This is a genomic window from Kitasatospora sp. NPDC036934 (genome assembly GCF_055608425.1).
In genome coordinates, this window is sequence record NZ_JBVJQR010000001.1 from 373,107 (window position 1) to 396,411 (window position 23,305).

The following is a 23,305-nucleotide window of genomic DNA, read 5'->3' on the forward strand; positions in this document are numbered from 1 at the left end:
ACCCGCATGGACCGACTCACCCGCGTGCCCGGCCTGCTGTACGGCGGGGACTGGAACCCCGAGCAGTGGCCCGAGGAGGTGTGGGCCGAGGACGTCAAGCTGATGGCCGAGGCCGGGGTCAACCTGGTCACCGTCGGCGTGTTCTCCTGGGCCCGGCTCCAACCCGACGCCCACAGCTGGGACTTCGGCTGGCTGGACCGGCTGCTCGACCTCGCCCACCGGCACGGCCTGGCCGTCGACCTGGCCACCGCCACCGCCTCCCCGCCCGCCTGGCTGGTCCGCGCCCACCCCGAGCTGCTGCCCGTCACCGCCGACGGCGTCCGGCTGGAGTTCGGCTCCCGCCAGCACTACTGCCCCTCCTCCCCGGTCTACCGGGCCGCCGCCGTCCGGCTCACCCGCAGGCTCGCCGAGCGCTACCACGACCACCCCGCGCTCGCCCTGTGGCACATCCACAACGAGTACGGCGACCACGTCCAGGAGTGCTTCTGCGCCCGGTCGGCCGCCGACTTCCGCCGCTGGCTGCGTGAACGCCACGGCACCGTCGAGGAGTTGAACCGCTCCTGGGGGACGGCTTGCTGGTCCCAGCGGTACGACTCCTTCGAGCAGGTCGAGCCGCCGCGCGCCGCACCCGGCCCGGTCAACCCCACCCAGCTGCTGGACTGGCGGCGGTTCTGCTCGGACGCCCTGCTCGCCCTGCACCGCGCCGAGAAGGCCGTCCTCGACGAACTCTCGCCCGGGGTGCCGGTCACCACCAACTTCATGTCGATGCTCAAGGCCCTCGACTACTGGGAGTGGAGCCGGCACGAGGACTTCGTCTCCGACGACGCCTACCCCGACCCGGCCGACTCGCACGCCCACGTCAACGCCGCCATGAACTACGACCTGATGCGCTCCCTCAAGGCCGGCCGGCCCTGGCTGCTGATGGAACAGGCCCCCTCCGCGGTCAGCTGGCGCCCGGTGAACGTCCCCAAACGCCCCGGCCTGTACCGCCTCTGGTCGCTCCAGGCGCTGGCCCGCGGCGCCGACGGCGTGCTGCACTTCCAGTGGCGCGCCTCGGTGGCCGGCGCCGAGAAGTTCCACAGCGCGATGCTGCCGCACCGGGGCACCGCCGCGCACGGCTGGCAGCGGACCGTCGCCCTCGGCGCCGAACTGCGCCGCCTCGGCGAGGTCGCGGGCAGCCGGCTCCGCGGCCAGGTCGGGATCCTGCTCGACTGGGACAGCTGGTGGGCGCTGGAACTGGACGACCACCCCTCAGCCCGGATGCGCTGGCTCGACCTGCTCCGCCCCTGGTACGCCGCCCTGCACCGGCGCGGCACCACCGTCGACTTCCTCCCGCCCGGCGCGCCGTACGACGGTTACCGGGTGCTGCTCGCCCCCAACCTCTACCTGCTCGACACCGCCACCGCCGACCGCCTCACCGCCTACGTCCACGACGGCGGCCGACTGGTCTGCGGCCCCTTCAGCGGCATCACCGACCGGCACGACCACATCCACCCCGGTGGCCACCCCGGCCCGCTGCGCGGACTGCTCGGCCTGGTCGTGGACGAGCACTGGCCGATCCCGGACGGCGGGACCACCTCCGTACGGCTCGACGACCAGGACCTGCACGCCGTGCACTGGAGCGAGTGGATCGAACCCGAGGGCGCCGAGACCCTCGCCCGCTACACCTCCGGCGAACTCACCGGCCGCCCCGCCGTCACCCGCCACCGGCACGGCGCCGGCAGCGCCTGGTACCTCGGCTGCCACCTCGGCCCGGACGTCGCCCGGGTGCTCGACCTGCCGCTCGCCGAGGCCGGCGCCGGCCCAGAACTGCCCGGACTGCCCGAGGGCGTCGAGGCCACCCGCCGCCGCGCCGCCGACGGCACCGAGTACCTCTTCCTGCTCAACCACGGCCCCGCCGACCGCCGGGTGGCGCTGGAGCGCCCCGGCACCGACCTGCTCACCGGCGCAGCCACCGGTGCCGCCCTCACCCTCGCCCCGCTCGGCGCCGCCGTCCTCCGCCTGCCCGCCCCCGAGGAGCGCGCATGAACCCGCTGACCCGCCGCCGCTTCCTGGCAGCTTCCGCCCTGACGGCCACCGGCACCCTCGCCGCACCGCCCGCCCACGCCGCCCAGCCCGAGGAGAAGCCGGACGCCCAGAAGCCGGAGGACGAGAACCTGGACGCCGAGAACCTGGACGCCGAGAACCTGGACGCCGAACGCTACGCCGACGTCCTCGACCTGCACGGCACCCCCACCCAGGCCTACCCCGGCGACAACAACCCGATCACCGTCTTCGCCGACCTCGGCGCCTGGCACGCCTACGCCCTGCCCCACCCGGGCGACCAGTCAGGCGGCTTCACCGGCCCGCTGTACCTCGCCCAGGAGTACCCCTGGTGGCTCAGCGACGGCCTCACCCGCCTCCAGCTCACCGAACAGGGCGAACCGCTGGACCTCAGCGCCGGCGGCGCCCCCGCCCTCACCGCCCTGCCCGGACTGCTCCGCCAGTCCTACGCGCTCGGCGACGGCCTCACCCTCACCCTCGAACTGCGCTTCGCCGGCAACCGCACCGCCCTGCTCCGCGCCCGCCTGGCCAACACCGGCCGAGCCGCCCGCACCCTGGCCGTCGCTTGGACCGGCACCCTGTTGCGCCCCGCCGACGGCCCCCAGCGCGACGCACCGAACCTGCGGGCCGGCGAACGCGGCATCGAGGTGGGCTTCGCCAAGGTCCGCCGGACCTGGGACTACCTGACCGACGGCACCGAGCGCTTCGCCGTCCGGCACGCCCAGCCGGTCCGCATCACGCTCAGTGGCGATGGTCACCGCACCGAACTCACCGACCCCGTACGACTGTCGCCCGGCGCGAGCCGCACCCTGGACTGGACCGAGAGCTACACCTTCACCGCCGAGGAGTACGACCGCGCCGCCCGGGAGGCCGAGGCGGCGCTGCGCGCCCCCGAGCGGACCGCCGCGGCCGGGCGGGCCCGCTGGGCCGGCTACCTGGCCCGCGCCACCGAGGGCGTCCCGGCCGCCCGGCGCCGCACCGCCGTCAAGTGCGTGCAGACCCTGGTCACCAACTGGCGCAGCCCGGCCGGGCGGATCCGGCACGACGCCGTCACCCCCTCGCTGTCCGACAAGTGGTTCAGCGGCGTCTGGGCCTGGGACACCTGGAAACAGGCCGTCGGCACCGCGCTGTTCGCCCCCGGCCTGGCCGCCGACCAGATCCGGGCCGTCTTCGACCACCAGATCGGACCGGACTCGCCCGACCGCCCCCAGGACGCCGGCATGGTCCCGGACTGCGTCTTCTACAACGACCCGTCCACCGGCGGCGGCAACTGGAACGAACGCAACTCCAAGCCCCCGCTGGCCGCCTGGGCGGTCTGGGAGGTGTACCGGCGCAGTGGCGACCGGGCCTTCCTGCGCGAACTGCTGCCCAAGCTCACCGCCTACCAGGACTGGTGGTACCGCACCCGGGACCACCTCGGCGAGGGCCTGTGCGAGTACGGCGCCACCGTCGACCCGGCCAACGCCGCCCCCGAGGACTGCCGGCAGGCGGCGGCCTGGGAGTCCGGCATGGACAACGCCCCGCGCTTCGACGCCGCCACCGTCGTCCCCAACCGGGACGCCGGGGGCACCCTGCTCGGCTGGTCGCTCACCCAGCGTTCCGTCGACCTCAACGCCTACCTCGCCGCCGACCACCGCCACCTGGCCCTGATCGCCGCCGAACTCGGCGACCGCCCCGGCGCGCAGCGGCTGCGCACCGGGGCCGAGCGGATCGACGCCGCGATCCGCGCCACCATGTACGACCCGGCCACCGGCTGGTTCCATGACACCGACCTCGCCACCGGCGCCCGGCTGACCGCCCGCGGCCGGGGCATCGAGGGCGCCGTCCCGCTGTGGTCCGGCAGCGCCGCCCCCGCCCAGGCCCGTAGGGTGCGCAGCCTGCTGCTCGACCCGAAGGAGTTCGGCACCCCGATGCCCTTCCCGACCGTGGCCCGCAGCTCGCCGTCCTTCGACCCGGCCGGCTACTGGCGCGGCCTGGCCTGGCTCGACCAGACCTACTTCGCGATCGAGGGACTGCGCCGGTACGGCTGGGACCAGGACGCCCGCCGGGCGGTGGAACGCCTGCTCGCCGCCGCCGAGGGCCTGAGCAGCGACGGGCCGGTGCGGGAGAACTACGATCCGCTGACCGGCGCGGGCCGCAACTCCACCAACTTCAGCTGGTCCGCCGCGCTGCTGCTCCCGCTCCTGCGGCTCTGACGGCTCCGGCCCTGACCCGCTTCAGCCCTGACCCGCTTTGGCTCCGGGTCGCCTGACCAGGCATGATCGGGGGCATGGTGGAACGACTCATTGCAGCGTGTGACGGAGCGGCCAAGGGCAACCCGGGCCCGGCGGCGTGGGCCTACGTGGTCGCGGACAGCGCCGGGGCGCCCCAGCGCTGGGAGGCCGGGCCGCTCGGTCACAGCACCAACAACATCGGCGAGCTGACGGCGCTTCAGCAGCTGCTGTCCGCCACCGACCCGGCCGTGCCGCTGGAGGTCCGGCTGGACAGCACCTACACCCGCGACTCGGTCACCAAGTGGCTCAAGGGCTGGAAGCGCAACGGCTGGAAGACGGCCGCGGGCAAGCCGGTGGCCAACCGGGAGCTGATCCAGCGGATCGACGAACTCCTGGAGGGCCGGGACGTCACCTTCGTGTACGTCCCCGCCCACCAGGTGGACGGCGACCCGCTGAACGCCATCGCCGACCAGGCCGCCAGTGACGCCGCCCGCACCCAGCGGGCCGCCGCCGGGACGGCCGCCGACCTCCCGGTGCCCGACCCGGCCGCGGCCACCAAGGCGCCCAAGGCCCGCCCCGCCCGCTCCACCGCCGCCGGAAGCGGCAGCGGCGTCGGCTCCGGCGGCGCCAAGCGCAGCGGCACCTCGCGCACCCTGAACGCCCGCTTCCCGGGCACCTGCCCGTGCAGCCGCCCGTACGCCAAGGGCGACAAGATCACCAAGGTGGGCGCCAGCTGGGGCCACCCGGAGTGCGCCGCCGCCCACGCCTGAGCACCGCCGGGCCGCCGCCTGAGTGCGGGTACTCAGGCGGCGGCCAGGAGCTTGGTGCCCTTCTTGTCCGCGATGACGTAGGAGATCCGCACCGACTTGTCGGGCGTGACGTCCTTCTGGTCCGTCGCGCCCGCGTTCTTGAAGGCCTCGACGTCCTTCAGCGGCTTGTCGGCGGAGACCGCGACGGATATGGAGAGGCCGGACAGCCCCGGGGCTGGGCTTCGAAGGGCTCGGCTTGGAGCGTTCCAAACGGGGGTTCCATCAATTCCACCAGGGGAGTCAATGTCTCGGAACGCTCCAACGGCAGAAAGGTCGCGCCGGGTGGAAGCGATCGTCAAGACCCCGACCGGGCAGGCGCTGCTCGGCCAGGACGCGGACGCCCCCATTGCCGGCTGCCGGTCCGGGACCGGCTCCCGGCCGGGTCCGAGTCGCTGCGGATCCGCGGGCTGACGGTGACCGGGCTGCCGGTCGAGGTGGAGACCGACCACACCGGAGCCGTCCGGCTGCGCGCACCGGAGGGCTTCACCGTCACCACCGTGCACTGAACCGCGCGTCGCGGTGCGCCGGACCGCCCGGCCGCCGAGCCCGGGGCGAACGCGAGGGCCTGTCCGGCGGATGCTCCGTATGCCGACTCGGCCCCGCCGGCCCTCCGCCCGGCGGGGCGTCGTCGGCCCCGGTGGCGCTGGTGTTCGAAGTGTCATCACCACCTGCTAACCTCAGCCGATTTCCCGCCGCACCGAGCCGGCGGACAAGACGGGGTAAGAGGTACAGAAGACATGGCATTCCTCCGGGCCAAGCAGAAGGCCCAGGTCATCGAGAAGCTCGCGCAGGTCGCGCCTCCCGGGGAGACCTTCATCGCCTGCGTGCACGCGGAGAGCGGGCCCAGCCCGTGGCTCGCCGCCGCACTCGGTGAGATACCGCTCGTCGGCCTGATCATCGTGCTGACCCGCAGGTACTACTTCCTGACGCTCACCAACAGCCACGTGGTGGTCAACTCGGCCAACCGCTGGAACAACCGCCCCGGCGACGTGGTCGCGGCCTACCCGCGGCACGCCTTCCCGGTCAGCCGGGTCAAGCGGGCGAGCATCTGGAGCTCGATGTACCTCCAGATGCCGGGTGAGAGCAAGCCGGTGCGCCTGAACATCCACCGCATCTGGCGGGCCGAGATGGACCAGCTGAGCGCCGCCTTCCCGCCCGGGTCGATCGACGAGAGCTCGCAGCCCTTCGACACGCCGCAGAACCAGGGCTACCCGATGCCCGGCTACCAGACGCCCGGTCAGCCGATGGGGCAGCCGATGCCCGGCCAGCAGATGATCCAGCAGCAGCCGGGCTTCGGTGCACAGCCGGCGGCGCAGCCGTACCCGCAGGCGGCGGCGCCGCAGCCCTACCCGCCGCAGCAGGGTCAGCCCTACCCGCCGCAGCAGGCGCCGCAGGCCTACCCGCCGGCCCAGCCGTACCCGCCGCAGCCGGGTGCCCAGGTGCCTCCGCCGGCCCAGCCGTACCCGCCGCAGGTCCCGAACGTGCCCTACCCGGGCCAGCCGGGACAGCAGGGCTACCCGGGCCAGCGCTGACCGCGCTCCTTCCCTGGGGCCTGTCGTCTTCCCTGGGGCCTGTCGTCGAACTGCCGCAGTCGGGAGTTCGACGACAGGCCCCACCGGCCTCGGCCCCCTTCGTGGGGGCCGAGGCCGTTTCGGTGGCGCCGAACGCCCGTCCCGGCCACCGGCGGTGGCCGTCCGGTCACCGGCTGCGGCCGGCCCCGGCTCGGCGCGCCCGGTCGGGCCGACTCTGCAAGGCTGAAGGGAGGAACCGCCTCGGACGAGGAGGCCGGCAGCCATGTCAGCGCAGAAACCGGGACCCTCAGACCGGAAGGCCCGTGTCGCGGCACTCCGGGCCGCGGAGGCCCGGCACGCCCGGGACCGGCGATGGCTGGTCGGCGGGCTGATCGGCCTGCTGGTGCTCGTCGTGATCGGCGGGATCGCCGTCGTGATCGCCACCAACCAGAGCGCCTCCAGCCCCAGCGGCGTCCCGGCCCACCCCCGGACGACCGCCGAGGGCCGCACCACCCCGCCGCCCTGGGACGCGCCCGCCGATGTCGCGGCGGCCGTCAAGGCGGCCGGGCTGCCGATGCTCGGCGCCGAGGGCGCCGCCCTGCACATCCACGCCCACCTCGACGTCTACGCCGACGGGCAGCCGGTGACGGTGCCCGCACTGGTCGGCATCGACGAGGGCGCCCAGCGGATCAGTCCTCTGCACACCCATGACGCCAGCGGCGTCATCCACGTCGAGTCGCCGGTGAGCGCCGACTTCACCCTGGGCCAGTTCCTGACCGAGTGGCAGGTCTCCGCCTCCGCCGACCACCTCGGCGGGCTGCGCACCGACGCCACCCACACCCTGACCGCGTACGTCGACGGCAAGCCGGTGGCCGGCGACCCGGCGGCGATCCGGCTGAACGCCCACGACGAGATCGCCCTGGTGTACGGCACGGCGGCGGAGAACGCCTCGGTCACCGTACCGAGTAACTACGCCTGGCCGAGCGGGCTCTGAGCGGGGCGGTCGACCCGGACAGCTCCGGCGGGGCGGGCGGCTCGGACGCCTCGGGCGGTGAGCCGTTCCCAGTTGCGGTGGCCGATGTCGGCCTTCCGCCCTGCCCGAGCAGGGCGCCCTGACCGCCGCCGAGCAGTAGCTGCCGGCCGGTGGGCACCGTACCGGCCGTACGGTGCCCACCGGGACGGGACGCCGGACCGGCAGGCGCCCCGGCCCGGCCTCAGGCCAGCTCGCGCATCCGGCGGATCGGGCCGGCCAGCAGGATCAGCGGGCTCGCCACGCTGACGACCGCGACCAGTAGCAGCGCGGTGCGCGGCCCCCAGGCGGCCGCGGCGGCGCCGGCGGCCAGGGCGCCGACCGGGATGGCGCCCCAGGAGACGAAGCGGACCGTGGCCATCACCCGGGACAGTAGCTCCGGGGGCGTCTCGGTCTGCCGGTGGGTGCGGGTGACGATGCTGGTGACCACGACCCCGGCCGAGAACCCGGCGTTGCCGAGGGCGAAGACCAGGGTGGCCCAGCCGGACCCGGCGAGCGGGAGCAGCAGGGCGAAGCCGGTGGCGACCGCCGCCGCCCAGCGCAGGGCCCGGGCACTGCCGAACCGGGCCACCAGTCGGGGCGTGGCGGCGGCACCGAGCAGGCTGCCGAGCCCGCCGGTGGCCATCAGGGCGCCGACGGCGGCGGCCGGGGCGTCGAGGGTGCGGATCAGGAAGACCGGGGTGAGCGTCATCAGCCCGCCGCAGACGAAGTTCACCGCGGTGGCGTCGGCGACGCAGGGCCGGATCACCGGGTGCCGGGCGACGAACCGCCAGCCCTCGCGGATCTGCTCGCGCATCCCGGTGCCACCGGTCGGCCGGGCGGCGGGCGGGCCGACCGGCGGCAGGCTGCCGAGCAGGGTGGCCGAGGTCAGGTAGCTGACGGCGTCCAGCAGCATCGAGGCCGCGCCGCCGACCAGTTGCACCAGCACGCCGCCGAGCGAGGGCCCGGCCAGGTCGGTGGCGGCGATGCTGCCGGAGAGCAGGCTGTTGCGGGCGGTCAGCTGCTCCTTGGGGACGACGGCGGGCAGGAAGGTGGAGTTGCCCACGTCGAACAGGACACTGGCGAAGCCCACCAGCAGTGCCACCACGACCAGTTGGGGCATCCCCAGGACACCGAGCGCGGCCGCCAGTGGCACCGAGGCGACGGCGGCGGCGCGGATCAGGTCCATCGCGACCTGGGTGCCGCGCAGCGGGAGCCGCTGGACGAGCACGCCGGCGGGGAGGCCGATCAGCAGCCAGGCGACGTAGGCGGCGCCGGTGATCAGGCCGACCTGGAAGGCCGAGGCGTGCAGGGTGACGACCGCTATCAGCGGCAGGGCCACCGTGGTCACCTGGTCGCCGAGTCGGCTGACCGTGGAGGCGCTCCAGTAGCGCCAGAACGCCGCCGCCCCGCTGCCGCTGCCCGCCCCGCCGCCGCGTCCCCGACCGCCGTCCGGGTCCGTCGTTCTCGCGCCGCCCACCGTCTGCGTCGTCACGTCCACCCCTTCGCGTCACCGGTCGCGAGACCGAGTGAGTTCCTTTTGGGAACTCACTATAATGGGTGATCATGCGGCACACGGAAGCGGCTGACCCCGACTGCGCGATCTCCCAGGCCCTGACCGTGGTCGGGGACACCTGGACCCTGCTCCTGATCAGGGACGTCGCCGGCGGCATCCACCAGTTCGACGCCCTGCAGAACGCGCTCGGCATCAGCCGCAAGGTGCTCACCGAGCGCCTCAAGGCGCTGGTCGCCGACGGCGTCCTGGAGAAGCGGCTCTACCACCCGCACCCGCCGCGCTACGAGTACCACCTGACCGAGCGCGGCCGCGGACTGCTGCCGGTGCTGGTCGCCCTCCAGGACTGGGGCGGGCGCTACGTCCTGGGCGACGGCACGCTCTCCGCCACCAGCACCCCCGACTCCGCCGAGACCCGCCGGGTCACGGCACTCACCGGCCACCGGCTGCCCGTTCTGGAACTGACCGCCGCCACCGGCGCCGCGGTCGACCCGGTCGCCGCCGACCACGCCTGGACGGTGCTGTACTGCTACCCCGGCGCCTACGCGCCCGGCGGGGCCGACCACCCGCCCGGCTGGGGCGACATCCCCGGCGCGCCCGGCTGCACCCTGGAGTCCTGCACCTACCGCGACCGGATGGGCGAGTTCGCCGCCCGCGACACCGCCGTCTACGGCGTCAGCACCCAACGCCCGGACCAGCTGGCCGCGTTCGCCGAGCACGCCCGGATCCCGTTCCCGCTGCTCTCCGACGCCGGACTCGAACTGGCCGCCGGGCTGCGGCTGCCCACCTTCCGCGCCGCCGGCGTCGAGCGCCTCAAGCGGCTCACCCTGGTCCTCGACGCCGGCCGTACCGTCCGGGGTGTGCTCTACCCCGTCGCAGACCCGGCGGGTTCGGTCGAGGACGCCCTCGCACTGCTGGACGGCCTGCGGGGCTGACGGCGGCATGGACGACGACGGGTGCGCCACCGGTCGGACCGTGGCGCACCCGTTCAACTGCCCCGGGCCGAAAGGCGGTCAGTACCGCGAGGCGATCACGAACCAGCCGACCACCATGATCAGGACGACGGCGATGATCGCCGCCGTCGTCGGCGTGAGCCGGTCCCGGAGCTGCCGGGCCGGCCGGACGCGCTGCGCCTCCTCGGTGCACGACTCCCACCAGTTGCGCACCCGCTCGACGTTCACGTCGAAGTCCTCGGCCGGGTACAGCGGGCTCCAGGCCAGGCCCGGCAGCGAGCGCCGGCGCCCGCTCGTGGTGAAGATCCGCGCCGCCCGGGCCGTCCCCCCGCTGCCGGCCACGCTGTTGAGCGGGGTCTCGCGGACGTCGACCCAGCGGATCTCCTGCCAGGAGTACGTCCGGCCGGCCCCGAAGCCCCAGCAGATCGTGACCCCGTCGGGCCCGACCCGGCTCCACCCCCGCCACGAGCTGTAGTAGACCGGCGTGAACAGCACCACGACGGAGGCCAGCGACCAGGCCATGAACACCGGGCCGGAGCGCAGGACGCCGACCGTCATCATGATGACCGCGAAGCAGATCGCGCCGATGAGGTGCGACTTGGAGGGGCGGAACAGGTCCTTGCCCCGGAACACCAGTTCGTTCACGGCGTCACGCTATCCCCGCAGGCCACGGGGGCACCAGGCAGTTTCGCGCGTTCTTGACGCCCCCGGCGCGCCGGCGGGCTCCGCCGGTCGGGGTTCCCGTGCCGTCATGGGTCAGGCCTTCCGGCCGCGGAGGGTCCGACGGGCCGCGCCGAAGGTGAGGCCCGTCCAGAGGACGGCCACCACGCCCGCGACCCAGACGCCGGCGGCGCTGAAGGAGAGGTCGTCGTCCAGGGTGACCGGCGGGGCCCAGCCGTCCGGGTCGGCCAGCACGGTGGTGGTCCGGCCGACGGAGTCGCGGGAGCAGCCGATGCCCTCGATGGTGCCGTGCGGCAGCGGCTGCCCGTCCTCGCGCCGGATGCCGCAGCTCCAGCTGACCTTGCCGGTCTTGTCCTTGCTGCTGTGGGCCGAGGTGATCACCACCCGGGTGTCCACCCCGCGGTGGGCGATCAGCTGGGCGCGCAGGGCGGGGGTGGGGAGCGACAGGAGCAGCACACCGAGCAGGACGGCGGGCCACAGCACCCAGCCGCTGGTGCGGATCAGCATCACCCCGATCACGGCCGCCATCAGCACCACGACGGCGACGATCGTGCAGGGCGCCTGGTAGTCCGGGTTGGTGGCAACCGCGAGCAGCCCGAGGATCAGCAGCGGGGCGAGCAGCCCCGCCAGGAGCGCGGTGCGGCGCACCGTGCGCGGGGAGAACGCCACGTCCTGGCGGGGGCGCCGCCGGGCGGCCCCGGTCGGCCTGCTGACCCCCGTGGCGAGTGGTCTCTTCTGCTTCTTGTTCGGACGCTTGGCCATGCTGTCCCCGTTCGGTGGTTCCTTCGTGCTCGCGACAGTGTGACGGCGGACCCGGCCGGCCGGAAGACCGGGGTACCGCCCGATCTGCGGCACCGAGCGGCCGTCTTCCCAACTTCGTTGCATGGTGGCTACATTGACCGGTGTGGGAGTGGTATTCGATCTCTTCCTGCTGGTCGGGGCGGCCGTCCTGGCCGGGTTCGCCGCGGCGTTCGCCTCGGCGGGCCTGGCGGCCAGGGTGCTGCGCCGGGACGGGGTCCGCACGGTCGGCCGGGTGCGGAAGGTCCGGTGGCAGACCACCGCCGAGGGCTACGAGCGCCGGCGGGTGACGATCGAGTTCGGCCTGCCGGACGGCCGCACCGTCGAACTGCTGCGGCGCGACGACGGCCCGCAGGGCGGCCGCTACCAGGTGGGGGACGAGGTGACGGTGCTGTACCACCCGTCCCGCCCCGGTCGGGGCCTGGCCGTCCATACGGTGCGCCGGTTCCCGCCGCCCCCGCGGGAGTTCGGGCTGGCGCTGCTCTCGCTGGCCTGTGCGCTGGGCGCGGCGGGCCTGCTGGTGCTGATGTTCTGACCGTCCGCCGGACAGCCGGGCCCTGTCCGGCCCGGTGAGGTCATGGCCGTCCCAGCGCCGCCTGCTCCAGGTCGAGGTCGCGCTGGAGCAGCCGCAGCGTGGTGTCGCTGATCAGGTGCTCCTCGTAGAGCCGGCGCAGCCGGTCGTTCTGGACGGCGATGACCTCGTGCCGAAGCTGGCGGTAGGCGCCGTCGGCGGTGGTGCCGTCGGGCGCCTCCGGGGTGCGGTCGAGCCGGGCGGTGAGGGCGCGGCGCACCCGGTCGACGGCGGTCTCGGGGACGGCCTCCAGCTCGGCCAGCCCGTCCACGTGCTCCAGGGCGGCGCGGTTGAGCGCGTCACGGGCGTCCGCCTCCTCGCGCGCGGTGTGCTCGGGTTCGAGGGCGAGCCCGGAGCGGTTGACCACGGCGGCGAGCGTCAGCCCCTGGACGACCAGGGTGAGCACGACGTTGGAGACGGTGAGCACCAGGACCAGCGGCCGCCCGTCGAGCCCGCCGCCGGCCTCGGTGGCGAGTGGGATGGACAGCGCGGCGGCCAGCGGCATCACGCCCCGGGTGCCGGCCCAGGTGACCACCCCGGCGACCCGCCAGGACAGCCGCCCCCGGCTGGGTTTGAAGGCCCGGGTGAGCGGCAGCGTCCACAGCACCCGGACGGCGATCAGTACCGCGGCGATCGCCGCCGACTGCAACGGCCACCAGCCGGTGGCGGCCGGCAGCTCCCGGACCAGGGCGGGCAGTTCCAGGCCGACGATCGAGAAGACGACGCTCTCCAGCAGGAACACCACCACCGCGTACACGGCGTGCAACTGGAGCCGGATCCGGGCGTCGGTCAGCCGGTGGCCGGAGCGGCCGAGCAGTACCCCGGCGACCACCACCGAGGTGACGCCCGAGGTGTGCGCGGACTCCGCCAGCACATAGGCCGCGTACGGGGTGACCAGGGCTATCACCGTCTCCAGCACCGGGTCGGTGGTGCGGCGGCGCAGCAGCCAGACCAGACCGGCGACGGCCGCGCCGACCAGGCTGCCGCCCCCGCCGAGCAGCACCAGTTCGCCGCCCGCGGCCGGCAGGTCGACCGTGCCGCCGGCCGCCACGGCGACGCCGACGGCGACCTTGAACAGCACCAGCGAGGTGGCGTCGTTGAACAGGCTCTCGGCCTGGACCAGCACCTGGACCCGCCCGGGCAGCGCGAGTCGGCGCCCGAGCGCGGTGACCGCGACCGGGTCGGTGCTGGAGAGCACCGCGCCGAGCACGAAGGCCATCGCTGGCGGCAGCCCGGCGACGGCGACGGCCACGAAGCCGACGGCCGCGGCGGAGGCGAAGACCAGGCCGAAGGAGAGGATGGTGACCGGCCGCCACACCGTGCGCAGATCGCGCAGCGACAGCTCCTCGGCGGAGGAGTAGAGCAGCGGCGGCAGCACCACCGCGCCGATGATCTGCGGCGGCACGTGCAGCGCGGGCACCCCGGGGACGAGCGCGACGCCGAGCCCGGCCAGCACCAGCAAGGAGGGCGCGGGTACCCGCCATCGGCGGGCGAAGGTGGCCACGCTGGTGGCCAGGACGACCAGGACGAGAACGATCCCCACGGTGTGCATCTGCAGAAACGACCCATCGCAACCTTCGAGGTCGCCGAAGCCCGATCGCCGCAGTCGTCCCCCGAGCCGACCAGACTTCCCGGCACACCGCTGGTCATCTTATCGGTCCTTTTGCGGGGTCCGGCAGAATATCGGCCGCCACCGACCCCGCTGACCACAGGTCAGGGACGGCCCGCGACCCCCGCCACCGAGGGGTCGTCCTGTTCCGAACTTATTCACCGGATGCTCGCCGGAACTCTTGCGGACCGTGCACGCACGGAAGTTGGATACACGACATCCCGCGACCCGCCGGGCCCACGACACCCGCTACGGAGCCCCGATGTCCCTGCCGTCCCCGCGCCGCGCCCTCGCCGCCGGAGCAGCCGCCACCGTGCTCGCCGCCCTCGGCACCACCCCGGCCGCCGCCGAGAGCGCCCCGGTCACCGCGCCGCCGCTGGACGTCCTGACCTACAACACCTTCCTGATGAGTACCGCGCTCTACCCCAACTGGGGCCAGCAGCACCGTGCCCAGGCGATCGCCACGGCGGACTTCTTCCAGGGCCACGACGTGGTCGTGCTGGAGGAGGCCTTCGACAACGCCGCCTCCGACGCCCTGACCGCCCGGGCCTCGGCCGCCTACCCGTACCACACCCCCGTGGTCGGCCGCTCCACCGGCGGCTGGGACGCCACCTCCGGCAGCTACAGCTCCACCACCCCCGAGGACGGCGGCGTCACCGTACTCAGCAAGTGGCCGATCCTGCACCGGGAGCAGTACGTCTACAAGGATTCCTGCGGCTCCGACTCCTGGTCCAACAAGGGCTTCGCGTACGCCGTCCTGGACGTCGACGGCCGCCGCACCCACGTGGTCGGCACCCACCTGCAGTCCACCGACTCCGGCTGCGCCGGGGGCCGGGCGGCCGCCGTCCGGGCCAAGCAACTCGGCGCCATGCGGGCCTTCCTGGACGCCAAGCGGATCCCCGCGAACGAGCCGGTGCTCCTCGCCGGGGACCTCAACATCGACTCCCACGGGACCGAGTACCAGGCCCTGCTGGAGAACGGCAACCTCGCCCCGGCCTCCGCCCGCACCGGCTGGCCGTACTCCTTCGACACCGCCGACAACTCCGTCGCCGCCTACCGCTACCCGGGCGAGCCGAAGGAGGACCTCGACCACGTGCTCTACCGCGCCGACCACGCCCGCCCCCAGGAGTACACCAACGAGGTGCTGCGGGTGCACAGCGCGCCCTGGACGGTCAGCAGCTGGGGCAAGCGCTATACCTACACCGACCTCTCCGACCACTACCCGCTCACCGCGCACTGAGCCGAGTGACCTGACCTCGGGCGGTGCGCCGGGGCCGGCCCGCCGGACGGGCCGCGCCACGTCGGTACCGGGAGGTCACACACCAGCCGCCGCCGGTCGGCAAGCCGCCGGCCCGCCGCGGACGGCGGTAGGCGCGTGCGGGGCGGGTGCGGGGCGGATGTGGGGCGGGTGTGGGGCGCATCACAGCTACCGGGGCGGTTCGGGCTCCTACGATCGTGATCGCGGACGCCGGTCACGCCGAGGCCGGCGCCCCTTCGGCACCACCAGTGATCCGGCCCGAGGAGAAGCGCACCTTGACCACCCCCACCACCGCGCCCGACAGCTACTACCAGCGCACCGGCGAGCACCGCTACAAGCCGACCGCCCACGCGCAGGGCGCCTGGCACCCCGACGAGCAGCACTTCAGCCCGGTGGGCGGGCTGATCGCCCACGCGATCGACCGCCACCGGGCCGACCGCCCCGCCGGCGGCCTGGCCCTGGCCCGGATCAGCTACGACATACTCGGCCTGATCGCCCTGGACGAGCTGGAGATCACGGTGGAGACCCTCCGCCCCGGCCGCACCATCGAGCTGGTGGAGGCGGTGGCCTCGATCGGCGGCCGCGCCGTCGTACGGGCCCGGGCCTGGTTCCTGGCCGAGCAGGACACCACCGCCGTGGCCGGCACCCACGACCAACGGCTGCCCGCGCCGGAGGAGTTCGAGCCCTGGGCGATGAGCGAGCAGTGGGCCGGCGGCTACATCGCCTCGGTCGAGGTCCGCCGACGCTCCACCGCCCCCGGCCGGGCCGCCGCCTGGCTGTCGACTCCGCTGGAGCTGGTCGCCGGGGAGCCCAGCGGCCCGCACGCCGCCTTCATCGCGCTCGTCGACACCGCCAACGGCATCGCCGTCCGGGAGCAGCCGACCGCCTGGATGTTCCCCAACACCGATCTGACGATCCACTTCCACCGCCGCCCCGGCGGCGGCTGGACCGGCCTGGACACCGGCGTCAGCTTCGGCCCGGCCGGGCACGGCGTCACCAGCACGGTGCTGCACGACGTCCACGGGCCGGTGGGCCGGGCCGAGCAGATCCTCACCGTCCGTCCGTTGGCCGGGAGTTGACGAATCGGCCGCTGCCACTTTCCCGGGCGGCAGCGGCCGGGGCACGGCTCAGCCCGGCAGCGAGTCCATGAAGGAGCTGACCGAGAACACCGCCTTGCCGGGACCGGCCGGCCCGTAGCCGGGCGGGGAGGAGAGGCCGAACTCCTCCAGGGTGGTCCGGTAGGTCTGCAGCAGCCGGATGTGGTACTCCAGCGGCGCGCCCTGCGGGTTGGCCTTGCCCAGCGGGGTGGTGGGCTCGGGGCACCAGGTGGTGAAGCGCGGGACGACGCCGTGGGACATGAAGAAGCGCAGTCCCTCCCGGGTGGAGGCGATCGCCTCGTCGACGGTGGTGAAGCCGAAGGGCTCGGCCATCTCCACGCCCGCGACGAAGTTGGGGATCACGTTCTCGGCGCCGAACACCTCGGTGGAGTCCAGGATCCGGCGGTGCCACTCGTCCCGGCCGACGTAGCGCTCCTTGCCGGGGCAGTAGAGCTCGAACAGCCGCTTGTCCCACACCTCGAAGTTGGGGTGGTAGATCTTCACGCCGTAGTCGCGGAAGCGCTGTACGTCGTCGCGCGGCAGCGCCTGGGCGACCACCTTGCCGATCCAGCGGTCCGGGAAGCGCTCCTCGATGGCCTTGGCGTACTGGCCGTAGAAGTCGGCTTCGTCCCGGCCGCCGACCTGCGAGGTGATCGCGCCACCGGTGAGGGTGTACGCCCGGGAGGCGCGGGCGGTGTCGTGGCGGTCGATGATCTCCAGCGCCTCCAGCACCTCCTCGACCGGCTTGACCCCGGTGTACGGGCGGCCGGCGGCTTTGTGCTGGCGCCAGTTGTGGTTGATGTCGCAGTACTGGCACTCCTCCTTGGCGCCGAAGTACTGGCAGACCCGGAACACCGTGAGGTAGATCAGGTAACCCCACTGGATGGTCGGGGCGACCTCCATCACCGACTTCCCGTTGGCCAGGGTGTGCCGGTAGTAGTCCGGCATCGGCGGCAGGCCGACGTCGGCGATCCGCGCACCGTCCAGGTAGAGCCCGAGCGCGCCGTCCTCGCTCGCGCCGACGCGGTACGGCGAGTCCGGGTTGACCCGCACCGACACCACCGTGCGGCGCAGCCCGTACGGCCCGCCGGTCAGCACCACCTCCTCCGGCGGCCGGTTCAGTGCGGCCGCGCCCAGCTCGGGCAGGGTGCGGTGGTCGAAGGAGAAGATGAAGTAGGACTTCGGCTTGACCTCGCCGCCCCCGTCGACGCCGGTGCTGCCACTGAGGGCGGAATCGTCGAAGGCCATGCCGCCGCGCAGCAGGTCCTCCTTGATCACCGCCTCCCGGGGCACGTCGGGGAAGCGCTCCATGAGGTCCTCGACGAGGGCGGTACGGCTGCGGGCCTGGCTCTCCATGCGCTGGTCTTCCTTCCTGGCCGCGTTCCTCTCACGGCGCCCGGCCCATTCTTCTCCCTCTTACGCGGACGGCCGGACACCGGCCCGCTCGATGGCCGGGCGGTCCGGCCGCCGGGTGGAGCGGGACACGGGCGGTGGTCGACAGGTTGACGCCGGTGGGGGCCGGATCGATACGTGACAGGGGCGCGGCCAAACGCCGACAGCCGGAACGTTCACCCTATCGGGTGTAGAAGATCGTCCGTTGCGATCCGGAACGGGCTTTCGCGCCTACCGTTGGTCAGCGAGCGAGACGGGGCCCGCGGCGTGGAGTTCCCCTTCGCGGCAGGCGGGATGACGACCCGTCACATCATGCGATCCCTCTCAGAGGAGGCTCCATGCCCCTGCGCACCCGAATGGACACACCACCCGGGCCCGTCCACGCCCCGGCGGTGGGCTCATGAGCTCCCCGGCGATCGAGCGGATCCTCGGCGGACCCACCGGACTGGGCACCGCCGGGCTGCAGTTGAGGCCGCCGACGACGGAGGCCGTGGCATCGGAGGTCGCGGCCCCCGAGGTCACGGCTCCGGCCGAGGCCTCGGCCGCCGAAGCCCCGGCGGCCGAGGCGGCACTGGTCGGCGCGGTGTCGGCCGTCGCGGTGGAGGCCGTGGCCGAGGCGCTCGAAGCCGTGCTCCCCGACGTCCGCCTGCCGTCCGTCCCCACCCTGCCGTCCGTCCCCACCCTGCCGTCCGTCCCCACCCTGCCGTCCGTCCCCACCCTGCCGTCCGTCCCCACCCTGCCGTCCGGCCCCGGCCGGGCCTTCGGGGCACCGGCCGCGGCGCCGAGCGGCGGGAAGCCGAAGCTCGGCGACCCCATCCCCGGCCTGTACCACCACCCGATCGCCGAGCCCGACCCCGTCCGGGTGGAGACGCTCAGCCTCAAGATCAAGGCCTGGGCGATCGACGAGATCGAGCTCTACCCGCCGGAGTGGGAGAAGGACTTCGACGGCTTCTCCACCGGCCGCTACATGGTGGCCTGCCACCCGGACGCGCCGAGCGTCGACCACTTGATGCTCGCGGCCCGGCTGATGGTCGCCGAGAACGCGGTGGACGACTGCTACTGCGAGGACCTCGGCGGCTCGCCGGTCGGCCTGGGCAGCCGCCTGCTGCTCGCGCACACCGCGCTGGACCCGCTGCACACCACCGCCGAGTACCAGCCGGCCTGGGAGGCCTCGCTCTCGGAGGACGCGCCCCGGCGCTCGTACCGCTCGGCGATGGACTACTTCGTCCGTGCCTCCACGCCCTCCCAGGCCGACCGCTTCCGGCACGACATGGCGCGGCTGCACCTGGGGTACCTGGCCGAGGCTGCGTGGGCCGAGACCGAGACCGTCCCGGAGGTGTGGGAGTACCTGGCGATGCGGCAGTTCAACAACTTCCGCCCCTGCCCGACGATCACCGACACCGTCGGCGGCTACGAACTGCCCGTCGAACTGCACGCGCTGCCCGCCATGCAGCGGATCATCGCGCTGGCCGGCAACGCCACCACGATCGTCAACGACCTGTACTCGTACACCAAGGAGCTGGCCGGCCCGGGGCTCCACCTGAACCTGCCGGTGGTGATCTCCGAACGCGAGGGCGTCTCGCGCCAGGAGGGCTACCTGAAGGCCGTCGAGGTGCACAACGAGCTGATGCACGCCTTCGAGGCCGAGTCCGCCGCGCTGGCCGTCGCCTGCCCGGTGCCGACGCTCGTGAGGTTCCTGCGCGGGGTGGCCGCCTGGCTCGACGGCAACCACTACTGGCACCAGACCAACACCCACCGCTACAGCCTGCCTGACTTCTGGTAGCGCGCCGGTCGGCAGTCACCCCTTTTTCCGATAACCAACGCTGACAACACTGGAGTTGACCCCATGTCCCTGACCGACGACCTCACCACCCCCGGCACCGCCATCCCCGGCCCGGCGACTCCGTACCAGAGCGACATCGCGCGTTACTGGAACAACGAGGCCCGCCCGGTGAACCTGCGCCTGGGCGACGTCGACGGCCTGTACCACCACCACTACGGCATCGGCGAGATCGACCAGGCGGCGATCGGCGACGCGGCCGACAGCGAGCGCGAGAAGAAGGTCATCGCCGAGCTGCACCGCCTGGAGTCCGCCCAGGCCGACGTCCTGCTCGACCACCTCGGCGACATCGAGGCCGGACACACCCTGCTCGACGCCGGCTGCGGCCGCGGCGGCTCGATGGTCATGGCCCACCAGCGCTTCGGCTGCCGGGTCGAGGGCCTGACCCTCTCCACCCAGCAGGCCGACTTCGGCAACAAGCGCGCCGCCGAGCTGGGCATCGGGGACTTCGTCCGCTCCCGGGTCGCCAACATGCTGGACATGCCGCTGGAGAACGGCTCGGTGATGGGCTCCTGGAACAACGAGTCCAGCATGTACGTCGACCTGCACGACCTGTTCGCCGAGCACTCCCGGGTGCTCGCGGTCGGCGGCCGCTACGTCACCATCACCGGCTGCTGGAACCCGAAGTACGGCCAGCCGTCGAAGTGGGTCTCGCAGATCAACGCCCACTTCGAGTGCAACATCCACTCCCGCCGCGAGTACCTGCGGGCGATGGCCGACAACCGCCTGGTGCCCCAGGCCGTCATCGACCTCACCCCGGACACCCTGCCCTACTGGGAGCTGCGGAACACCACCTCGCTGGTCACCGGCATCGAGGAGGCGTTCATCGAGTCCTACAAGGACGGTTCCTTCCAGTACGTGCTGATCGCGGCCGACCGGGTCTGACCCGGCGCCGGACCGACGGGCGGCCTCCCCGAACTGCTGCGGGGAGGCCGCCCGTCGGCCGTCGGCCGTCGGCCGTCGGCCGCTCGGCTACACCGCGGCGGGGCGGGTGAAGGTGACGTGGGTGACCCCGCTAGGGCTGCTCACCACCTCGGTGTCGAAGCGCCGCTCCAGGTCCTCCAGCCCGGCCCAGAGCGACTCGCCCCGCCCGAGCACGACCGGCACCACGACCACGTGCAGGTGGTCGACCAGGTCGGCCTCCAGGAAGGCCCGGATCATGCTCGGGCCGCCGCCCAGCCGCACGTCCTGCCCGCCGGCCGCCTCCCGGGCCTGCCGCAGCGCCTCCTCGGGAGTGGCGTCGATGAAGTGGAAGACCGTCCCGCCCTCCATCTCCACGCTCGGGCGCGAGTGGTGGGTGAGCACGAAGACCGGGGTGTGGAACGGCGGGTTCGGCCCCCACCAGCCCCGCCAGTCCTCGTTCTCCCACGGGCCGCGCTGTGGGCCGAACTTGTTGCGGCCCATGATCTCCACGCCGATGCCGTCGCCCCAGGCACGGGCCATCGCGTCGTCCACCCCGGTGCTGCCGCCCTCCTGGCCGTGCATCCGGCGGAAGGTGCGGGTGCCGAAGAACCAGCGGTGCAGCCGGTCGGTCGCGTGCCCGAAGGGCTGTTCCAGGCTCTGCCCCTCGCCGGTGCCGTAGCCGTCGAGGGAGACCGAGAAGTTGTGGACCCGGACCAGGGACATGGTGCTGCCTCCGCTGCTCGTGGCTCTCGGACGGCCGCCCGTGGCCGCCCGCTCGCGGGCCACGGTAGCGCTGGGGGCCGACAATCCTGATGCTCCGTCACGCCAGGGGCGTGGCGTGCCGCGGGGCGGAGCGGAAGGGGGAGGCCGGGGCGGAGGTGGCGAAGCCGTCACGCTATTGTCGTGCCTTCTTCACGAGGTGCACGCCCCGTCCGGCGATGCTGCCTCCGGCGGCCCGCACCGGCGGCCGCCGCGACCGACCCCGGGGGGACGATTCCGATGACCGTACGCCGTACCCTGGCGGGCCTGCTGGCCGCCGGCCTGCTCGCCACCGCCGCATCCCTGCTGCCCACCGCGGCCCCCGCCGCCGCCGCCACCGACACCGGGGCCGGCGACCTGCCGTTCGGCTCGGCCACCACCGTCGGCCTGCACAACACGTACGACCCGGCCGCCTACCAGTACCTCGCCCAGAGCCTGGACACCGGCACCGGCATGATCGAACTCGACCTCTGGACCGACATCGTCACCAAGGAGTGGAAGGTCAGCCACTCCAACCCGCTCGGCAACTCCAACAACTGCACCGCCGCCGACACCCCGGCACAGCTCTACGGCGGCGGCACCAACAAGAACCTGGAGCACTGCCTCGACGACGTCCGGGTCTGGCTCGGCGCCCATCCGGGGGCCGGGCCGCTGGTCGTCAAGCTGGAGCTGAAGGGCGGCTTCGCCGCCAACCTCGGGATGGGTCCGGACCAGCTCGACGCCCTGATCGCCGCCCACCTCGGCAGCGCGGTGCTGCGCCCGGCCGACGTGCTGGCCAAGCCCGGCGGCGGCAGCTACGCCAGCGTCGACGAGGCGGTCCGGGCGGGCAACTGGCCGAGCCGCTCCGCGCTCGCCGGGCGGGTGCTGCTCTACGCGATCCCGGGCACGGTCGAGGAGAGCAACCCCTTCGACACCCTGCACACCGACGTCGAGTACGGCCGGCACCTGCGCGACCTGGCCGCGGCGGGCCGGCTCGGCCAGGCCCAGCTGTTCCCGGCCGTGCACGGCGCGACCGGCGGCGACCCGCGGACCAAGTACACCGGCGCGGACGCGGCCATCCGCCCCTGGTTCGTGGTCTTCGACGGTGACGCGGCCACCTACCTCAACGGCATCGACACCGCCTGGTACGACCGCTCCCACTACCTGCTGGTGATGACCGACGCCCAGAACGTCGCGCCGCAGATCAGCGCCACCGACCCGACCGTCGACCAGGCCCGTGCCCGCACCGAGCAGCTGGCCCGGGCGCACGCCAGCATCGTCTCCAGCGACTGGCGCAAGCTCCCGGCGGTGCAGTCCCTGGTCCTCACCCGGGGCTGACGCCCCGCCCTGCGACCGGGGCCTCAGCTGAGCCGGTCGATGTGGTCGAGGACGGCGCCGGCGCCGTCCTCGACCGCGACGAGCCGGGCGACGGCGGCCGCGCGGCGGCGGAGCGGCTCGGCCAGGGCGGCGGTGATCGCGGTGGCGAGCCGTTCGGCGGTGAGGTCCGCGAACGGCACGGGCTCCGGGGCGAGGCCCAGCCCGTGCAGCCGCCCCGCCCAGAACGGCTGATCGGCCATCACGGGCACCGGTACGGCGGGGACCCCGGCGCGCAGCGCGGCACCGGTGGTGCCTGCCCCGGCGTGGTGGACGGCGGCGGCGGTGCGGGGGAACAACCAGTCATGGGGCACGTCGCCGACGGAGAGGACGTCGTCGCCCGATGCCGCCAGCCCGGCCCAGCCCGCCTGCACCACCGCGCGCACGCCCGCCTGCCGCACCGCCGCCGTCACCAGCTCACCGAGCCGCTCGCCCTCCTCCGGCGCCATGCTGCCGAAACCGATGAACACCGGGGCCGGACCGGCCTGGAGGAAGTCGACCAGGTCGGCCGGCGGCTGCCAGTCCAGTGGCCGGGCGGGCCACCAGAAGCCCGCCACCTCGACCGGGGCCGGCCAGTCCGCCGGGCGCGGCGCCAGCTGGGGGCTGTAGCCGTGGACGACCGGGCGGGTGTGCCCGAGCGGTTCCGGGGCCGCCGTGCCGGGCAGGCCGAGGCGCTCGCGCAGCCGGGCCACGGCGCCGGAGAACAGCCGATCCGCGCTGCGGAGCCGCTCCCGCCCGGAGGCGAGATTGCCCTCCGACCCCAGGTCCACGCCGCCGCCGGGGCCCGGGAACGGGAACTCCCTGGTGGCGAAGGCGGGTGTGAGGTACGTGCCGAGGACGGGCACGCCGTAGGCCTGACTTGCCGTCAGGGCGAGTGGCGACGGAGCGAAGGCGGTGAGCAGCAGGTCGGCTCCGCCCGCCACGGCGTCCGCCACGCGCGGCGATCCCGTCCACGAAGGCGGTCATCAGCGCGCGGGTCTCCTCCGGGGACGT

20 protein-coding genes are annotated in these 23,305 nt (G+C 73.8%); 12 read left to right on the forward strand and 8 right to left on the reverse strand.

Annotated features, from left to right (window positions below):
• The first annotated feature begins 6 nt into the window (after nt 1-6).
• The 3 genes from ACZ7BZ_RS01705 (at nt 7) to ACZ7BZ_RS01715 (ending at nt 5,026) form a co-directional block, all read left to right on the forward strand.
• Nucleotides 7-2,028, forward strand: coding sequence for a beta-galactosidase (locus ACZ7BZ_RS01705; RefSeq protein WP_470356608.1), 2,022 nt, complete (start codon nt 7-9; stop codon nt 2,026-2,028).
• Nucleotides 2,025-4,238: an MGH1-like glycoside hydrolase domain-containing protein gene (locus ACZ7BZ_RS01710; protein ID WP_470356609.1), complete on the forward strand. Its 2,214-nt coding sequence runs from the start codon at nt 2,025-2,027 to the stop codon at nt 4,236-4,238. The genes ACZ7BZ_RS01705 and ACZ7BZ_RS01710 overlap by 4 nt, the downstream gene beginning before the upstream one ends.
• A gap of 74 nt (nt 4,239-4,312) precedes the next feature.
• Nucleotides 4,313-5,026, forward strand: coding sequence for a ribonuclease H family protein (locus ACZ7BZ_RS01715; protein WP_470356610.1), 714 nt, complete (start codon nt 4,313-4,315; stop codon nt 5,024-5,026).
• A 32-nt stretch (nt 5,027-5,058) separates the two neighbouring features.
• Here the strand turns inward: ACZ7BZ_RS01715 and ACZ7BZ_RS01720 are convergent, their stop codons facing one another.
• On the reverse strand, nt 5,059-5,364 hold the full coding sequence (locus tag ACZ7BZ_RS01720) for a hypothetical protein (protein ID WP_470356611.1): 306 nt from the start codon (nt 5,362-5,364) through the stop codon (nt 5,059-5,061).
• Between the two features lie 438 nt (nt 5,365-5,802).
• Here ACZ7BZ_RS01720 and ACZ7BZ_RS01725 point away from each other — a divergent pair, with 438 nt between their 5' ends.
• Both ACZ7BZ_RS01725 and ACZ7BZ_RS01730 read left to right on the forward strand, forming a co-directional pair.
• Nucleotides 5,803-6,597, forward strand: coding sequence for a hypothetical protein (locus tag ACZ7BZ_RS01725; protein WP_470356612.1), 795 nt, complete (start codon nt 5,803-5,805; stop codon nt 6,595-6,597).
• Nucleotides 6,598-6,859: 262 nt separating this feature from the next.
• Nucleotides 6,860-7,570, forward strand: coding sequence for a YrzE family protein (locus ACZ7BZ_RS01730; protein ID WP_470356613.1), 711 nt, complete (start codon nt 6,860-6,862; stop codon nt 7,568-7,570).
• Nucleotides 7,571-7,790: 220 nt separating this feature from the next.
• Here the strand turns inward: ACZ7BZ_RS01730 and ACZ7BZ_RS01735 are convergent, their stop codons facing one another.
• Nucleotides 7,791-9,080, reverse strand: a complete 1,290-nt coding sequence (locus ACZ7BZ_RS01735; RefSeq protein WP_470356614.1) for an MFS transporter — start codon at nt 9,078-9,080, stop codon at nt 7,791-7,793.
• A 71-nt stretch (nt 9,081-9,151) separates the two neighbouring features.
• Here ACZ7BZ_RS01735 and ACZ7BZ_RS01740 point away from each other — a divergent pair, with 71 nt between their 5' ends.
• A complete protein-coding gene (locus ACZ7BZ_RS01740) occupies nt 9,152-10,033 on the forward strand; it encodes a winged helix-turn-helix transcriptional regulator (protein WP_470356615.1) in 882 nt (293 codons plus the stop codon).
• A gap of 78 nt (nt 10,034-10,111) precedes the next feature.
• Here the strand turns inward: ACZ7BZ_RS01740 and ACZ7BZ_RS01745 are convergent, their stop codons facing one another.
• Nucleotides 10,112-10,696 (reverse strand): hypothetical protein, encoded by a 585-nt coding sequence (locus ACZ7BZ_RS01745; protein WP_470356616.1) that lies wholly within the window; start codon nt 10,694-10,696, stop codon nt 10,112-10,114.
• 111 nt (nt 10,697-10,807) lie between these two features.
• Entirely contained in the window at nt 10,808-11,494 is a 687-nt protein-coding gene (locus ACZ7BZ_RS01750) for a hypothetical protein (protein ID WP_470356617.1), read from the reverse strand.
• Nucleotides 11,495-11,636: 142 nt separating this feature from the next.
• Here ACZ7BZ_RS01750 and ACZ7BZ_RS01755 point away from each other — a divergent pair, with 142 nt between their 5' ends.
• Nucleotides 11,637-12,065, forward strand: a complete 429-nt coding sequence (locus ACZ7BZ_RS01755) for a DUF3592 domain-containing protein (protein ID WP_470356618.1) — start codon at nt 11,637-11,639, stop codon at nt 12,063-12,065.
• 40 nt (nt 12,066-12,105) lie between these two features.
• Here ACZ7BZ_RS01755 and ACZ7BZ_RS01760 read toward each other — a convergent pair whose 3' ends face one another.
• Nucleotides 12,106-13,653, reverse strand: coding sequence for a Na+/H+ antiporter (locus ACZ7BZ_RS01760; RefSeq protein ID WP_470356619.1), 1,548 nt, complete (start codon nt 13,651-13,653; stop codon nt 12,106-12,108).
• 319 nt (nt 13,654-13,972) lie between these two features.
• Here ACZ7BZ_RS01760 and sph point away from each other — a divergent pair, with 319 nt between their 5' ends.
• Complete coding sequence (gene sph / locus ACZ7BZ_RS01765) at nt 13,973-14,950, forward strand: sphingomyelin phosphodiesterase (RefSeq protein WP_470356620.1); 978 nt, start codon at nt 13,973-13,975, stop codon at nt 14,948-14,950.
• A 293-nt stretch (nt 14,951-15,243) separates the two neighbouring features.
• Nucleotides 15,244-16,047, forward strand: a complete 804-nt coding sequence (locus ACZ7BZ_RS01770; RefSeq protein WP_470356621.1) for a thioesterase family protein — start codon at nt 15,244-15,246, stop codon at nt 16,045-16,047.
• A gap of 48 nt (nt 16,048-16,095) precedes the next feature.
• Here ACZ7BZ_RS01770 and ACZ7BZ_RS01775 read toward each other — a convergent pair whose 3' ends face one another.
• Nucleotides 16,096-17,421, reverse strand: a complete 1,326-nt coding sequence (locus tag ACZ7BZ_RS01775; RefSeq protein ID WP_470356622.1) for a radical SAM protein — start codon at nt 17,419-17,421, stop codon at nt 16,096-16,098.
• A gap of 436 nt (nt 17,422-17,857) precedes the next feature.
• Here ACZ7BZ_RS01775 and ACZ7BZ_RS01780 point away from each other — a divergent pair, with 436 nt between their 5' ends.
• The gene (locus ACZ7BZ_RS01780; RefSeq protein ID WP_470356623.1) at nt 17,858-19,240 is read left to right on the forward strand and encodes a family 2 encapsulin nanocompartment cargo protein terpene cyclase; all 1,383 of its coding nucleotides are present in this window, start codon (nt 17,858-17,860) and stop codon (nt 19,238-19,240) included.
• Nucleotides 19,241-19,303: 63 nt separating this feature from the next.
• On the forward strand, nt 19,304-20,182 hold the full coding sequence (locus ACZ7BZ_RS01785) for a geranyl diphosphate 2-C-methyltransferase (RefSeq protein ID WP_470356624.1): 879 nt from the start codon (nt 19,304-19,306) through the stop codon (nt 20,180-20,182).
• A gap of 87 nt (nt 20,183-20,269) precedes the next feature.
• On the opposite strand, the gene ACZ7BZ_RS01790 is transcribed toward ACZ7BZ_RS01785, so the two are convergent.
• Nucleotides 20,270-20,923 (reverse strand): dihydrofolate reductase family protein, encoded by a 654-nt coding sequence (locus ACZ7BZ_RS01790; protein ID WP_470356625.1) that lies wholly within the window; start codon nt 20,921-20,923, stop codon nt 20,270-20,272.
• A gap of 276 nt (nt 20,924-21,199) precedes the next feature.
• Here ACZ7BZ_RS01790 and ACZ7BZ_RS01795 point away from each other — a divergent pair, with 276 nt between their 5' ends.
• Entirely contained in the window at nt 21,200-22,276 is a 1,077-nt protein-coding gene (locus tag ACZ7BZ_RS01795; protein ID WP_470356626.1) for a phosphatidylinositol-specific phospholipase C domain-containing protein, read from the forward strand.
• A 23-nt stretch (nt 22,277-22,299) separates the two neighbouring features.
• Here the strand turns inward: ACZ7BZ_RS01795 and ACZ7BZ_RS01800 are convergent, their stop codons facing one another.
• Nucleotides 22,300-23,247, reverse strand: a complete 948-nt coding sequence (locus tag ACZ7BZ_RS01800) for a nucleotide disphospho-sugar-binding domain-containing protein (protein ID WP_470356627.1) — start codon at nt 23,245-23,247, stop codon at nt 22,300-22,302.
• Nucleotides 23,248-23,305: the final 58 nt, after the last annotated feature.

Excerpts from the sequence above, each read along its gene's own strand:
- ACZ7BZ_RS01705 (WP_470356608.1), top strand. The coding sequence starts at position 7 with ATGGACCGACTCACCCGCGTGCCCGGCCTGCTGTACGGCGGGGACTGG.
- ACZ7BZ_RS01710 (WP_470356609.1), top strand. The coding sequence starts at position 2,025 with ATGAACCCGCTGACCCGCCGCCGCTTCCTGGCAGCTTCCGCCCTGACG.
- ACZ7BZ_RS01715 (WP_470356610.1), top strand. The coding sequence starts at position 4,313 with ATGGTGGAACGACTCATTGCAGCGTGTGACGGAGCGGCCAAGGGCAAC.
- ACZ7BZ_RS01725 (WP_470356612.1), top strand. The coding sequence starts at position 5,803 with ATGGCATTCCTCCGGGCCAAGCAGAAGGCCCAGGTCATCGAGAAGCTC.
- ACZ7BZ_RS01730 (WP_470356613.1), top strand. The coding sequence starts at position 6,860 with ATGTCAGCGCAGAAACCGGGACCCTCAGACCGGAAGGCCCGTGTCGCG.
- ACZ7BZ_RS01740 (WP_470356615.1), top strand. The coding sequence starts at position 9,152 with ATGCGGCACACGGAAGCGGCTGACCCCGACTGCGCGATCTCCCAGGCC.
- ACZ7BZ_RS01750 (WP_470356617.1), bottom strand. The coding sequence starts at position 11,494 with ATGGCCAAGCGTCCGAACAAGAAGCAGAAGAGACCACTCGCCACGGGG.
- ACZ7BZ_RS01760 (WP_470356619.1), bottom strand. The coding sequence starts at position 13,653 with ATGCACACCGTGGGGATCGTTCTCGTCCTGGTCGTCCTGGCCACCAGC.
- sph (WP_470356620.1), top strand. The coding sequence starts at position 13,973 with ATGTCCCTGCCGTCCCCGCGCCGCGCCCTCGCCGCCGGAGCAGCCGCC.
- ACZ7BZ_RS01775 (WP_470356622.1), bottom strand. The coding sequence starts at position 17,421 with ATGGAGAGCCAGGCCCGCAGCCGTACCGCCCTCGTCGAGGACCTCATG.
- ACZ7BZ_RS01780 (WP_470356623.1), top strand. The coding sequence starts at position 17,858 with ATGAGCTCCCCGGCGATCGAGCGGATCCTCGGCGGACCCACCGGACTG.
- ACZ7BZ_RS01785 (WP_470356624.1), top strand. The coding sequence starts at position 19,304 with ATGTCCCTGACCGACGACCTCACCACCCCCGGCACCGCCATCCCCGGC.
- ACZ7BZ_RS01790 (WP_470356625.1), bottom strand. The coding sequence starts at position 20,923 with ATGTCCCTGGTCCGGGTCCACAACTTCTCGGTCTCCCTCGACGGCTAC.
- ACZ7BZ_RS01795 (WP_470356626.1), top strand. The coding sequence starts at position 21,200 with ATGACCGTACGCCGTACCCTGGCGGGCCTGCTGGCCGCCGGCCTGCTC.